A 13,331-nucleotide genomic window follows, 5' to 3' on the forward strand; every position below is an offset into this window, starting at 1 on the left:
CTCGAATCATGATCGACGGTAGGCCGGCGAGAACTCGAAGATATCCTTGGTGACCCAGCCAGCTGACTTCAGCTCTGCAAGAGTGTCAGGATGCTCACTGAACGCCTTTGCTTGCGACGCCTCAACGGCGACGGCTACAGGCGTACCGGACTTCTTAACAGCAGGTTCTGGTACCGCGTTGTTTGCACGTGCGGGTGGGGTCACACTTCGAAGCAAAGCAAGACGGTCAGCTCGCCCAAGCCCACTGAACGCCATCATTTCCATCAGCTGCTCCTCAATGGGAAGCAAGTCGTCGAACTTGCGCATGCGATTAGGATCACGACTACGCAGAGCAGATAGCGCTGGCCTGAGTATTTGCATCTTGGAATTGCTTACTTTGGCGATCGTCTCGGCAGTCACACACTCGGAGCCACTCTGAATGGCATAGCGCTGGCTCAGCACCAATAACTTAACCAGGAAGTCAGTCACTCCCTGGGTGTGCTCGTACAGTGCGTCAAAAATCTCCGAAGTCAGTTCAGTCGTCTGCTTACACCACTGATAGCTCCAAAGGTTCTCGACCAGAAAGCGCCACTCTTCATCCTCCCTCTCGAAGCGCTTGAATTCGATCATCCCCCCACCGCAACTGCGCCTGGCGACACGCATTACGTCCGAGAACAGGCTGATCATCGAATTCGTCCCGATGAACACGACCGGGATACCGATGTTGTTCACCAGGTGAAGGAAGAAATTCAGCATGCTTTCCTTACCCCCGGTCTTGGCCAGGTGAAGGTTCTGCAGCTCATCAATGAGCAAGGCGCCGATAAAAAACGTGCTGGCTACCTGCTCCATCTGCTGAAGCGCATCGTTGATGTTTCGATGCCGGTGGCGCTTGTGGTAGTCCTGGTCGCCCAGTGCTTGGCCGACCGCGTGGAAGAACTGCTGACAAAATCCAGCCAACGAGCCATCTCGTGGACAATCAAGCTTGAGCCAGGTGATCTGGGTGTGGACGAATTGCTGGCCCTCATAACGCTCATGCCGGATCGTCTGAGGGTACAGGCTTAAAATGGCATGCAGTGCAGTGGACTTCCCAATACCACTCAGGCCCACAACGCTGAAGGTGTCAGCCGTTGATTTGAAAGCATCGTGATAGCGCTGAGCCCCTGACAAGGAATGCAAGTGCCTAACCGTGGAGGCACTAGTTGGATTACGGCCAACGTATCCACGCCGGATCAGCAGTGACAACAACGACTCTAGCTCTAAATGCAGCAGAAACGGCTGCACAACCGTCCTCAGACGATCAATGCAGTGAATACGCGTTGCACCATCTAGCTCAAGCTCTTCCGGTGTTACCGGCTGGGGAAAATTTGATATCAGCTCGGCAGCTGTCATTTCATCAAGAATTGGTGGCAGCGCTTCGATCAGAGGGTTTCCCGCGTATTCAGTTATGGACTGCCTTGAATAGCTCGCAAGAGCTTTAGCACCTCTCACTTGACCTGTCCCGGCCGAACTCTTTTGATCAAATCGATAACCTGCGCGGTGCGCGGTCCAGCATACGAGTCTCGGACAATGACAGAGCTCTGATCTTCAGATTGACCGGGAACCGTACGTACACCGTCAGGGACAGTGGCCTGCTCTCGTTCCATGAGTCGCTCTCGCGCGCGATTCTCGCGAATGTTCGCCAACGCTTCAGCTTTAGAGCCGGCCGCTGGTTCAAGCTTTCTCTCGGCTCTTGCATTGCTTAGAATTTGATCAACCGTCTCGACCAAGCCTACTCGGCTTTCTAGTTCGGCGCGTTTATGAGCTGGCGGCATCTGCCTATTGGCCTCCAGAAGATCATAGACCTCGTCCGAACGATATCCCGCATATTTGGCATCCGACCGCCGCAGGTCGCAACGCAAAAACTCCTTGTTCTCGCCCTTAATCCAGATGTGCGCTGCAGAGTTCGGATCAAACCAGCAGTCAATCGACCAAACGCCATTTCGACGCGCTTTGGCGAACCATTTTTTCTCGATAGCCATCTCACAGAGATAGTGCATGCCGCGGAACAATACACCTCCCTTCTGGACCGTGGCTCTTTCCTTAGGCAGCAAGTTGAGATAAATCAATTCGTCAGGTCGATTGTTGGGCTGGATAAGTTGGTTCTCCAACGCCCACCCCCAGATTTCTATCGGAGTGGGTTCCACACCATCATTCATCATTGCTTGAGTAAGACGATCCGGCTGCCGATGGAAACGGTTGTAGTGGAGGATGCACTCGATGATGATCTGGGTGAATTCCTTCAGATTCAGCGTGGCATCAAGCCGATAATCTCGCTCGCCGCGTTCCTTTTCTCGGGCCGCCACTCCGCCAGGGAGCCATCTAATACCTGTTAGATCGTTCAAGATGCCGAAGCGACTCTCGACCATGGGTTTCCAATCTGGTCGATACGGCGGTGCTGTCCCCATATCGATACCTAGGCCGGCTGCGAGCCCTTCTGCAGCCGCCCCCAGCATTTCACCTCTGTCGGCGTAGATTTGATGCGGCAGGTGACGACAGTCCCAATCCTCTGGTCTGATATCGACGCCGTTCTGCGCACAGAACTCAACCTTGGAGGTAAATGCGTTGAACAGTGCTTGCCTAGCACCATTCCAGCTAGGTCCCTCAAGGCCTACATACAAACCGACAATCATCCCTGAAAAACTGTCGACCACGATGTACACCACAGGACGGCCGATGAGCATTCGTCGGGTGTAACTGTTGACCAAGTAAATGTCAGCAACAGTCGCGTCTATTTCAAATTGATGACAAGGCCCTCTAAGCCAATCGCGGACGGTACCGGATAATGGACGGCAATCCTTTAGCCACTTCCTCATACCCTTACGCCCACGATCAGTCTCGATGTCATCGAAAAACTGCTTGCCCCAGTAAATAAACTGGTTGAATGTGGGAATTTCAGACTGAGGAAGTAATCTAACTTTACCTTCTGGATTTTTAGAAAGCTGTTTCTCCGAATAGTATTTTTCAAGCATTTTTTCGTAAGCTCTACTAATCGTTGAGCTTTTGTTCTTTGCGTAAAGAGCGTAGGAAACCCGAATACATCGCTTATCAGTATCACTTAGCAACTTAGCAGGCGAAACTAGCAAGCCCTGATACTTAGGCTTTCGCCCTGGCTTTTTGTCAGCAGAATAATTACGAACTCCAACGCCTACCGCAGAATAATTTTTAAGAAACGCATTTCTTACTTGACCATAAAACCAATATCTATACAGCAACCGATACAGCGTCTTACGCTGAACGCCCACCTCAGCGGCACGATCACCGACCAACCTACCCATCTCGCCATGAAAAAATATTTGCCCTGGGTATGCCTGATCAAAAAATGGTGCAATCAAAGCCCACTTTTGATCCCTATCTCGTTTCGCACGGTCATCAAGCTCATCTTCCAAAACCAATAGAAACTCTGGTACAGCTATCACTACAGACTTAGTATCTCCTGACTCCAAAGACCCTCTAAACTCTTCAAGGCTAATCGAGTAGGGTTTCTTGGGGGGATCTCTCAGGTCCATAACAACTAGTACGTCGTTCTTCTCATCGACGTATAAGGCTCTCGCCATAGTAGGGAGCATAGAGAAATCTGTAACGGGCTCAAAGACATCATTGACTGATATTTTCATGAAGACTTCTCGCCCTGTTTGACCGCTTCGATAGGAAAGACAATGCTGAAGTCTGGCAACGGCGACTTTAAGTGTAATGGCGCGCCACTTAAGTCAACCCTTATAATTTTCCGCCAAATTAAATTAAAAAATATATCCCGAGCTTCAGCATACGGTATGGATAATCTGTGCCCAATCCGCCTCAGACTCTCTGAGGTAGACCAAGAGCAACCTTTTACTGATTCAAGAATCTCAACAAATTCAAAATGCAGCGAAACATCCATTAGAGCACGAGACAATTTTGCATATTTTCGAAGAGCTACGAGATTCAAGATTAAATCAGACGTAAATAACTCCTCCGTTACTATGCTCCAGTCTACACCTTGGCTCATCCAGAAACGTCTCTCGACCTCTAATTTCTCCAAGGTGCGAGCACAGCCCTTACCTTGAAGGTCTTGCTGATACTTTATAGTCCTTGCAAAAAATTTTAGGTCGCCGTTTGGCTGCTTAACTGTGAGCAGAAAGTCGGTGGTCATTACGAGCGGGACAGAGGTTGTCTTATACCTTGGATATGGAACACCGATAGCTCTTGCGATTGCCTGGGTGCTGTCCAACGGCAACAACGGATACTGCTCACGGATGTCTACTACATCCTCTGAAAACTCACAGAGCAGAAAGTAAGCTCTTTCAAGATCGGATAAGAGGTGATGAACTCGATCAATCTTAACGCCTTGGATTTTCCAGGACCGCCCCATTGAGGGGACATCCTGAACACGCAACCAAGGCACATAATCGGCTCCGGCACCTGCTCCAAAACCATTGGCGATGTGCCGTTCGATATCCTGATTTGAAGCAAACCTACGACCCCGCACCCTCTCTCCTCACCCGCCAGGAACTCTCCCTTCACTCGGCAAGAAAAATAGTTAAAGGAAAACACGGGCTGCTGAGCCCCCATTCTGAACAGCCTTCCAGACTACTCCTATCAAAAACTCAAGGGCCAACCGCTGATAAACGGCTGAGGATAAAAAGAAAAATCCCTGCAAATACAGGGACCTAGAGTTTGTGTCAAACTATAATATCTCGTGTCAGACTTTATTCTTTTGTGTCAATCTTTATTCCATGAAGCCACCACGGGCGCCGTGCGGGCGGCCCGTCACTCCACGGTGACGGACTTGGCCAGGTTGCGCGGCTGGTCGACGTCGGTGCCCTTGAGCACGGCGACGTAGTAGGACAGCAGTTGCAGCGGCAGGGTGTAGAGGATCGGCGCGAGGATGTCGACGGTGTGGGGCATGGCCACTACGTGGGTGCCGGGGCCGTTGTCGATGCCGGCCTGGCGGTCGGCGAAGACGATCAGTTCGCCGCCACGGGCGCGGACTTCCTGCAGGTTGGACTTGAGCTTCTCTACCAGCTCGTTGTTCGGTGCCACGGTGACCACCGGCATGTCGGCGTCCACCAGGGCCAGGGGGCCGTGCTTGAGTTCGCCGGCCGGGTAGGCTTCGGCGTGGATGTAGGAGATCTCCTTTAGCTTGAGCGCGCCTTCCATGGCCACCGGGTACTGGGCGCCACGGCCGAGGAACAGGGTGTGGTGCTTCTCGGCGAACAGCTCGGCGACCTTCTCCACGGTCTTGTCCATGGCCAGGGCCTCGCCCAGGTGGGTGGGCAGGCGGCGCAGGGCTTCCACCAGTTCGGCTTCACGGGCCTTGTCGAGGTTGCCGCGCACCTGGCCGAGGCTGAGGGTGAGCAGCAGCAGGGCCACCAGCTGGGTGGTGAAGGCCTTGGTGGAGGCAACGCCGATCTCGGGGCCGGCCAGGGTCAGCAGGGTGAGGTCGGACTCCCGCACCAGGGAGCTGGTGCCGACGTTGCAGATGGCCAGGCTCGCCAGGTAGCCGCCGGCGCGGGCATTGCGCAGGGCGGCCAGGGTGTCGGCGGTCTCGCCGGACTGGGAGATGGTGACGAACAGGGTGTCGGGTTGGACCACCACCTTGCGGTAGCGGAACTCGCTGGCCACTTCCACCTGGCAGGGGACGCCGGCCAGCTCTTCCAGCCAGTAACGGGCGACCATGCCGGCGTGGTAGCTGGTGCCACAGGCGACGATCTGCACGTTGCGCACCTTGGCGAACAGCTCGGCGGCACGGGGGCCGAAGGCGTTGACCAGCACGTGGTCGGCGCCCAGGCGGCCTTCGAGGGTGCGCTGGACGACCTTGGGCTGCTCGTGGATCTCCTTGAGCATGAAGTGGCGGTACTCGCCCTTGTCTGCGGCCTCGGCGCCTTCGTGGTACTGCACCTGCTCGCGCTGCACGGGCTGGCCGGCGCTGTCCCAGATGCGCACCTGATCGCGGTGGATCTCGGCGATGTCGCCCTCTTCCAGGTACATGAAGCGGTCGGTGACCTGGCGCAGGGCCAACTGGTCGGAGGCGAGGAAGTTCTCCCCCAGGCCCAGGCCGATCACCAGCGGGCTGCCGCTGCGGGCGGCCACCAGGCGGTCGGGCTGGCTGCGGCTGATCACGGCCAGGCCGTAGGCGCCGTGGAGTTCGCGTACCACCACCTTGAGCGCTTCGGTGAGGTCGCCGAGGTTGGACAGGTGGTGGTCGAGCAGGTGGACGATGACCTCGGTGTCGGTGTCGGAGGTGAAGACGTAGCCCAGGCCCTTGAGGTGCTCGCGCAGGGGCTCGTGGTTTTCGATGATGCCGTTGTGCACCAGGGCGAGGTCGCCGGAGAAGTGCGGGTGGGCGTTGTGCTCGGTGGGCGCGCCGTGGGTGGCCCAGCGGGTGTGGGCGATGCCCAGGCGGCCGGCCAGGGGCTCGGCGGCCAGGGCCTGTTCCAGTTCGCTGACCTTGCCGACGCGACGACGGCGCTGCAGGCCACCCTGGTTGTCCAGCACGGCGACGCCGGCGCTGTCGTAGCCACGGTATTCGAGGCGCTTGAGGCCTTCGACGAGGATGGCGGTGATGTTCCGTTCAGCCACTGCGCCAACGATGCCACACATGGGTTGTCTCCTCAGTTATCCACAGGCGCGCAGACCAGCGTGATGCCGCGCGCTTCTATCTGTTGGCGAGCGTCCTGGGGCAGGCGCTCGTCGGTGATCAGGGTATGGATGCTGCTCCAGGGCAGCTCCAGGTTGGGGATGCGCCGCCCGACCTTGTCGGCCTCGGCCATGACGATCACCTCGCGGGCGACCTCGGCCATGACCCGGGACAGGCCCAGCAGCTCATTGAAGGTGGTGGTGCCACGGGCCAGGTCGATGCCGTCGGCGCCGATGAACAGCTGGTCGAAGTCGTAGGAGCGCAGCACCTGCTCGGCGACCTGGCCCTGGAAGGACTCGGAATGCGGGTCCCAGGTGCCGCCGGTCATCAGCAGCACCGGTTCGTGCTCCAGTTCGCGCAGGGCGGTGGCAACATTCAGCGAGTTGGTCATCACCACCAGGCCGGGGCGGTGGCCGAGTTCGGGGATCAGCGCGGCGGTGGTGCTCCCGCTGTCGACGATGATCCGCGCGTGCTCACGGATGCGCTCGGCGGCGGCGCGGGCGATGGCCTGCTTGTAGCGGGACACCGGCTGGCTGGTTTCGCTGATGAACTCCTGGGGCACGGGCACGGCGCCGCCGTAGCGACGCAGCAGCAGGCCGTTGGCCTCCAGGGCGGCGAGGTCCTTGCGGATGGTCACTTCCGAGGTGGCGAAGGCTTTGGCCAGGGCGTCGACGCTGACCTCGCCCTGCTCGGCGAGCAGGGCGAGGATGGCATGGCGACGCTGGGGCGTATTGCGCTTCGACATCTCGTAAGTTTCGATTCGAAAGAAAAAGTGGGCGAATCAAAACTCAACGAAGCTTTTGCGTCAACCCCGGAAACGACAGAAGGCGACCTCGGTCGCCTTCTGGAGGGCCTGCGGTTTATCCACAGGCGGGGTTATCCACAACTCACTTCTTCTTCACGGGGCGCTTCCAGCCTTCGATGTTGCGCTGCTTGGCGCGGCCGACGGCGAGGCTGTGGGCGGGTACGTCCTGGGTGATGGTGGAGCCGGCGCCGGTGGTGGCGCCGTCACCGAGGGTCACGGGCGCGACCAGGGCGCTGTTGGAGCCGATGAAGACGTCTTCGCCCATGACGGTGCGGGACTTGTTGGCGCCGTCGTAGTTGCAGGTGATGGTGCCGGCACCGATGTTGGTGCGTGCGCCGATCTCGGCATCGCCCAGGTAGCTCAGGTGGCCGGCCTTGGCGCCCTCGCCCATCACGGCGTTCTTCAGTTCGACGAAGTTACCCACATGGGCCTTGGCACCCAGCACGGCACCGGGACGCAGGCGGGCGAACGGGCCGCAGTCGGCGCCTTCGCCCAGCTCGGCACCGTCCAGGTGGCTGTTGGCCTTGACGATGGCGCCACGGCGCAGGGTGCTGTCCTTGATGACGCAGTTGGGGCCGATCTGGACGTCGTCTTCGATCACCACGCGGCCTTCGAGGATGACGTTGACGTCGATGAGCACGTCGCGGCCCACGCTGGCTTCGCCACGCAGGTCGAAGCGCGCCGGGTCCAGCAGGGTCACGCCTTGGGCCATGAGGCGACGGGCCGCCCGCTGCTGGTAGTGACGCTCCAGTTCGGCGAGCTGGATGCGGTCGTTGGCGCCCTGCACTTCCATGGCGTCCTGGGGCTGCTCGGTGGCCACCACCAGGCCGTCGGCCACGGCCATGGCGATGACGTCGGTCAGGTAGTACTCGCCCTGGGCGTTGTGGTTGGACAGCCGGCCCAGCCAGTCGGCCAGGCGCTTGCCGGGGACGGCGAGGATGCCGGTGTTGCCTTCGCGGATGGCGCGCTGCTCGGGGCCGGCGTCCTTGTGTTCGACGATGGCCTTCACCACGCCCTGGGCGTCCCGCACGATGCGGCCGTAGCCGGTGGGGTCCTCGAGCTCGACGGTGAGCAGGGCGAGCTGGTCGTCCTGGACCTTGTCCAGCAGGCGGCGCAGGGTGGCTTCCTCGATCAGCGGCACGTCGCCATAGAGGATCAGCACGCGCTCGGCACTGAGCTGCGGCAGGGCCTGGGCCACTGCGTGGCCGGTGCCCAGCTGCTGGGCCTGCAGGACGAAGCCGAGGTCGTCTGCGGCGAGGCGCTCACGCACGAGGTCGGCCCCATGGCCGATGACCACGTGGATGCCCTGGGGCTGCAGCGCACGGGCGCTGTCGATGACGTGCCCGAGCATGGGTTTGCCGGCAACGGGGTGGAGAACCTTGGGCAGCGCCGAGCGCATGCGGGTGCCCTGGCCTGCGGCGAGGATGACGATATCGAGGGACATGAAAGGACGCTTCCGAGCCTGTGGATAACCGGCGATGCCGGAAAAGAAAAAGGGTAGCCAAGGCTACCCTTTTACTTGCATGCGATGAAGAGCGGTGGCTTAGCCGCCGAACTTCTTGCGCAACTGCTGGACGGTACGCAGCTGGGCCGCGGCCTCTGCCAGACGGGCGGCAGCGGAGCTGTAGTCGAACTCCGAGCCCTTCTGGTTCAGCGCCTTCTCAGCGGCCTTGAGGGCCTCCTGAGCAGCGGCTTCGTCCAGGTCACCGGCGCGGACCACGGTGTCGGCCAGGACCTTCACCATGCTCGGCTGCACTTCGAGGAAACCACCGGAGATGTAGAACACCTCCTCCTCGCCGCCCTGCTTGACCAGGCGGATCGGACCCGGCTTGAGATCGGTGATCAGCGGGGCGTGGCCCGGCGTGATACCCAGGTCGCCCAGGTTGCCGTGGGCGATCACCATCTCGACCAGACCGGAGAAGATCTCCGCTTCGGCGCTGACGATATCGCAGTGGACAGTAATAGCCATACGCTTGCCTCACGTAAGCGCCCGTTGCCGGGCGCTCAGGGGGTTACAGTTTCTTGGCTTTCTCGATGGCTTCATCGATGCCGCCGACCATGTAGAACGCCTGCTCGGGCAGGTGGTCGTAGTCACCGTTGAGGATGCCCTTGAAGCCCGCGATGGTGTCCTTCAGGGAAACGTACTTGCCCGGGGAGCCGGTGAAGACTTCGGCCACGAAGAACGGCTGGGACAGGAAGCGCTGGATCTTACGAGCGCGGGCTACCAGTTGCTTGTCCGATTCGGACAGCTCGTCCATGCCGAGGATCGCGATGATGTCCTTCAGCTCCTTGTAGCGCTGCAGTACGTACTGCACGCCACGGGCGGTCTCGTAGTGCTCCTGGCCGATTACCAGCGGGTCCAGCTGACGGCTGGTGGAGTCCAGCGGGTCAACGGCCGGGTAGATGCCCAGGGAGGCGATGTCACGGGACAGTACGACGGTGGCGTCCAGGTGGGCGAAGGTGGTCGCCGGGGACGGGTCGGTCAGGTCGTCCGCAGGTACGTATACGGCCTGGATGGAGGTGATCGAACCGGTCTTGGTGGAGGTGATGCGCTCTTGCAGAACGCCCATTTCCTCGGCCAGGGTCGGCTGGTAACCCACAGCGGACGGCATACGACCCAGCAGCGCGGACACTTCGGTACCGGCCAGGGTGTAACGGTAGATGTTGTCGACGAACAGCAGTACGTCGCGGCCTTCGTCACGGAACTTCTCGGCCATGGTCAGGCCGGTCAGTGCAACGCGCAGACGGTTGCCCGGCGGCTCGTTCATCTGGCCGTAAACCAGGGCGACCTTGTCCAGTACGTTGGAGTCCTTCATCTCGTGGTAGAAGTCGTTGCCCTCACGGGTACGCTCGCCCACGCCGGCGAACACGGAGTAACCGCTGTGCTCGATGGCGATGTTACGGATGAGTTCCATCATGTTCACGGTCTTGCCCACGCCGGCGCCACCGAACAGGCCTACCTTGCCGCCTTTGGCGAAGGGGCAGACCAGGTCGATCACCTTGATGCCGGTTTCCAGCAGCTCGTTGCCACCCGCCTGGTCGGCGTAGGACGGAGCAGCGCGGTGGATTTCCCAACGCTCTTCTTCGCCGATGGGGCCGGCTTCGTCGATGGGGTTGCCCAGGACGTCCATGATGCGGCCCAGGGTGGCCTTGCCAACCGGGACGGAGATGGCTGCGCCAGTGCTGGTGACGTCCAGGCCACGCTTCAGACCTTCGGTCGAGCCCATGGCGATGGAACGAACCACGCCGTCGCCCAGCTGCTGCTGAACTTCGAGGGTGGTTTCGGCGCCTTGAACTTTCAGCGCCTCGTATACGGCCGGTACCTGATCACGCGGGAATTCCACGTCGATAACGGCGCCGATGATTTGAACGATACGTCCGCTACTCATCTTTGGTTCCTCTGAATATTTGAACCGTTCTTAAACCGCGGCAGCGCCGCCGACGATTTCCGAAATTTCCTGGGTGATCGCTGCCTGACGCGCCTTGTTGTAGATCAGCTGCAGATCGCTGATCAGTTCACCGGCGTTGTCGGTGGCGTTCTTCATCGCGATCATCCGCGCAGCCTGCTCGGCGGCGTTGTTCTCGACCACCGCCTGGTACACCTGCGACTCCACGTAACGCACCATCAGCCCGTCGAGGAGCTGCTTGGCGTCGGGTTCGTACAGGTAGTCCCAGTGATGCTTGAGCGCTTCATCCGGAGTCGCCACCAGCGGAACGAGCTGTTCCACAGTGGGCTTCTGCACCATGGTGTTGACGAACTTGTTCGAAACCACGGACAGACGATCGATGCGACCTTCGAGGTAGGCATCGAGCATCACCTTGACGCTGCCGATCAGATCGTTGATCGACGGCTCTTCGCCGAGGTGGCTGATCGCAGCAACGACATTGCCACCAAAGTTGCGGAAGAACGCCGCACCCTTGCTGCCAATCACGCAGAGATCGATCTCCACGCCTTGCTCGCGATTGCTCGCCATGTCCTTGACCAGGGCCTTGAACAGGTTGGTGTTCAAGCCACCGCACAGACCACGGTCCGAACTCACCACGACATAGCCGACGCGCTTGACGGGGCGCTCGATCATGAAGGGGTGGCGGTACTCGGGGTTGGCGTTGGCCAGATGACCGATCACCTGGCGGATGCGCTCCGCGTACGGACGGCTGGCAGCCATGCGCTGCTGAGCCCTGCGCATCTTGCTGACGGCCACCTTTTCCATGGCGCTGGTGATCTTCTGCGTGCTTTTGATGCTCGCAATCTTGCTGCGAATCTCTTTTGCGCCTGCCATTTGACACCTTTCGGGTTAGCAGGCGGGGGCCCTGGGGCCCCCGCTGCGGCTTACCAGGTTTGGGTGGCCTTGAACTTCTCGATGCCGGACTTGATGCCTGCGTCGATTTCGTCGTTGAAGTCACCTTTCTCGTTGATCTTGGCCATCAGTGCGGCCAGCTCACGGTTGAAGTAACCCAGCAGGGCTGCTTCGAAGGCGCCAACTTTGTTCACGTCCACATCGGTCAGGAAGCCACGCTCGGCAGCGTACAGGGACACGGACATGTCAGCGATGGACATGGGCGCGTACTGCTTCTGCTTCATCAGCTCGGTAACGCGCTGACCGTGTTCCAGCTGCTTGCGGGTGGCTTCGTCCAGGTCGGAGGCGAACTGGGCGAAGGCCGCCAGTTCACGGTACTGGGCGAGTGCGGTACGGATGCCACCGGACAGCTTCTTGATGATCTTGGTCTGGGCGGCGCCACCCACGCGGGATACCGAGATACCGGCGTTGACGGCCGGACGGATACCCGAGTTGAACATGGCGGATTCCAGGAAGATCTGACCGTCGGTGATGGAGATCACGTTGGTCGGAACGAACGCGGAAACGTCACCGGCCTGGGTTTCGATGATCGGCAGGGCGGTCAGGGAACCGGTCTTGCCTTTCACTTCGCCGTTGGTGAACTTCTCGACGTATTCCTCGGAAACGCGGGATGCGCGCTCCAGCAGGCGGCTGTGGAGATAGAACACGTCACCCGGGTAGGCTTCGCGGCCCGGCGGGCGGCGCAGCAACAGGGAGATCTGGCGGTAGGCGACGGCCTGCTTGGACAGGTCATCGTAGACGATCAGGGCGTCTTCACCGCGGTCGCGGAAGTATTCGCCCATGGTGCAGCCGGCGTAGGGAGCCAGGAACTGCAGCGCAGCGGATTCGGAAGCCGAGGCAGCCACCACGATGGTGTTGGCCAGGGCGCCGGTTTCTTCCAGCTTGCGTACGACGTTGGCGATGGTCGATTGCTTCTGACCGATGGCCACGTAGACGCAGCGGATGCCGCTGTTCTTCTGGTTGATGATGGCGTCGACAGCCAGGGCGGTCTTGCCGATCTGACGGTCACCGATGATCAGCTCGCGCTGGCCACGGCCGACCGGGATCATGGCGTCAACCGACTTGTAGCCGGTCTGTACCGGCTGGTCGACCGACTTACGCCAGATCACGCCCGGAGCCACTTTCTCGACAGCGTCGGTGGCTTTGGCATTGATCGGGCCCTTGCCATCGATCGGGTTGCCCAGTGCGTCGACGACGCGGCCCAGCAGTTCCGGACCAACCGGGACTTCCAGGATGCGGCCGGTGCACTTGGCGCTCATGCCTTCGGCCAGGCTCAGGTAGCTGCCCAGTACCACAGCACCTACGGAGTCCTGCTCCAGGTTCAGTGCCATGCCGTAGACGCCACCCGGGAACTCGATCATCTCGCCGTACATCACGTCGGCCAGGCCGTGGATGCGGACGATACCGTCGGAGACGGAGACGATGGTGCCTTCGTTGCGGGCTTGGGAAGAGACGTCGAGTTTCTCGATACGCCCCTTGATGATTTCACTAATTTCGGAAGGATTGAGTTGCTGCATTGCTCTGCTGCCCCTTC

The 13,331-nt window shown here is 59.8% G+C and carries 10 protein-coding genes; all 10 read right to left on the bottom strand.

Going from position 1 to position 13,331, the window contains the following annotated elements; all coding sequences use genetic code 11:
* Positions 1–6: 6 nt before the first annotated feature.
* Positions 7–1,467: an ATP-binding protein gene (locus BM198_RS10520; RefSeq protein ID WP_074969815.1), complete on the bottom strand. Its 1,461-nt coding sequence runs from the start codon at positions 1,465–1,467 to the stop codon at positions 7–9.
* Positions 1,464–3,632, bottom strand: coding sequence for a Mu transposase C-terminal domain-containing protein (locus tag BM198_RS10525; RefSeq protein WP_074969817.1), 2,169 nt, complete (start codon positions 3,630–3,632; stop codon positions 1,464–1,466). Before BM198_RS10525 ends, BM198_RS10520 begins: the two co-directional genes overlap by 4 nt.
* Positions 3,629–4,483, bottom strand: a complete 855-nt coding sequence (locus tag BM198_RS10530) for a TnsA endonuclease N-terminal domain-containing protein (protein ID WP_074969819.1) — start codon at positions 4,481–4,483, stop codon at positions 3,629–3,631. The genes BM198_RS10525 and BM198_RS10530 overlap by 4 nt, the downstream gene beginning before the upstream one ends.
* Before the next feature lie 281 nt (positions 4,484–4,764).
* Positions 4,765–6,597: a glutamine--fructose-6-phosphate transaminase (isomerizing) gene (gene glmS, locus BM198_RS10535; protein WP_044409990.1), complete on the bottom strand. Its 1,833-nt coding sequence runs from the start codon at positions 6,595–6,597 to the stop codon at positions 4,765–4,767.
* A gap of 11 nt (positions 6,598–6,608) precedes the next feature.
* Positions 6,609–7,379, bottom strand: a complete 771-nt coding sequence (locus BM198_RS10540; RefSeq protein WP_044409993.1) for a DeoR/GlpR family DNA-binding transcription regulator — start codon at positions 7,377–7,379, stop codon at positions 6,609–6,611.
* 142 nt (positions 7,380–7,521) lie between these two features.
* A complete protein-coding gene (gene glmU / locus BM198_RS10545; RefSeq protein ID WP_074969821.1) occupies positions 7,522–8,883 on the bottom strand; it encodes a bifunctional UDP-N-acetylglucosamine diphosphorylase/glucosamine-1-phosphate N-acetyltransferase GlmU in 1,362 nt (453 codons plus the stop codon).
* A gap of 99 nt (positions 8,884–8,982) precedes the next feature.
* The gene (locus tag BM198_RS10550) at positions 8,983–9,408 is read right to left on the bottom strand and encodes a F0F1 ATP synthase subunit epsilon (RefSeq protein ID WP_044409999.1); all 426 of its coding nucleotides are present in this window, start codon (positions 9,406–9,408) and stop codon (positions 8,983–8,985) included.
* A gap of 43 nt (positions 9,409–9,451) precedes the next feature.
* On the bottom strand, positions 9,452–10,828 hold the full coding sequence (gene atpD, locus BM198_RS10555; RefSeq protein WP_044410002.1) for a F0F1 ATP synthase subunit beta: 1,377 nt from the start codon (positions 10,826–10,828) through the stop codon (positions 9,452–9,454).
* Positions 10,829–10,858: 30 nt separating this feature from the next.
* Complete coding sequence (gene atpG, locus BM198_RS10560) at positions 10,859–11,719, bottom strand: F0F1 ATP synthase subunit gamma (protein WP_044410005.1); 861 nt, start codon at positions 11,717–11,719, stop codon at positions 10,859–10,861.
* Between the two features lie 50 nt (positions 11,720–11,769).
* Positions 11,770–13,314 (bottom strand): F0F1 ATP synthase subunit alpha, encoded by a 1,545-nt coding sequence (gene atpA / locus BM198_RS10565; RefSeq protein WP_044410008.1) that lies wholly within the window; start codon positions 13,312–13,314, stop codon positions 11,770–11,772.
* Positions 13,315–13,331: the final 17 nt, after the last annotated feature.

Origin of the sequence: Metapseudomonas otitidis (assembly GCF_900111835.1) — a bacterium.
In the GTDB taxonomy this organism is placed as follows: domain Bacteria; phylum Pseudomonadota; class Gammaproteobacteria; order Pseudomonadales; family Pseudomonadaceae; genus Metapseudomonas; species Metapseudomonas otitidis.

What these genes read in the sequence shown, in the direction of transcription:
- BM198_RS10525 (WP_074969817.1), bottom strand. Translation starts at nt 3,632, where the DNA reads ATGAAAATATCAGTCAATGATGTCTTTGAGCCCGTTACAGATTTCTCT.
- glmS (WP_044409990.1), bottom strand. Translation starts at nt 6,597, where the DNA reads ATGTGTGGCATCGTTGGCGCAGTGGCTGAACGGAACATCACCGCCATC.
- BM198_RS10540 (WP_044409993.1), bottom strand. Translation starts at nt 7,379, where the DNA reads ATGTCGAAGCGCAATACGCCCCAGCGTCGCCATGCCATCCTCGCCCTG.
- glmU (WP_074969821.1), bottom strand. Translation starts at nt 8,883, where the DNA reads ATGTCCCTCGATATCGTCATCCTCGCCGCAGGCCAGGGCACCCGCATG.
- BM198_RS10550 (WP_044409999.1), bottom strand. Translation starts at nt 9,408, where the DNA reads ATGGCTATTACTGTCCACTGCGATATCGTCAGCGCCGAAGCGGAGATC.
- atpD (WP_044410002.1), bottom strand. Translation starts at nt 10,828, where the DNA reads ATGAGTAGCGGACGTATCGTTCAAATCATCGGCGCCGTTATCGACGTG.
- atpG (WP_044410005.1), bottom strand. Translation starts at nt 11,719, where the DNA reads ATGGCAGGCGCAAAAGAGATTCGCAGCAAGATTGCGAGCATCAAAAGC.
- atpA (WP_044410008.1), bottom strand. Translation starts at nt 13,314, where the DNA reads ATGCAGCAACTCAATCCTTCCGAAATTAGTGAAATCATCAAGGGGCGT.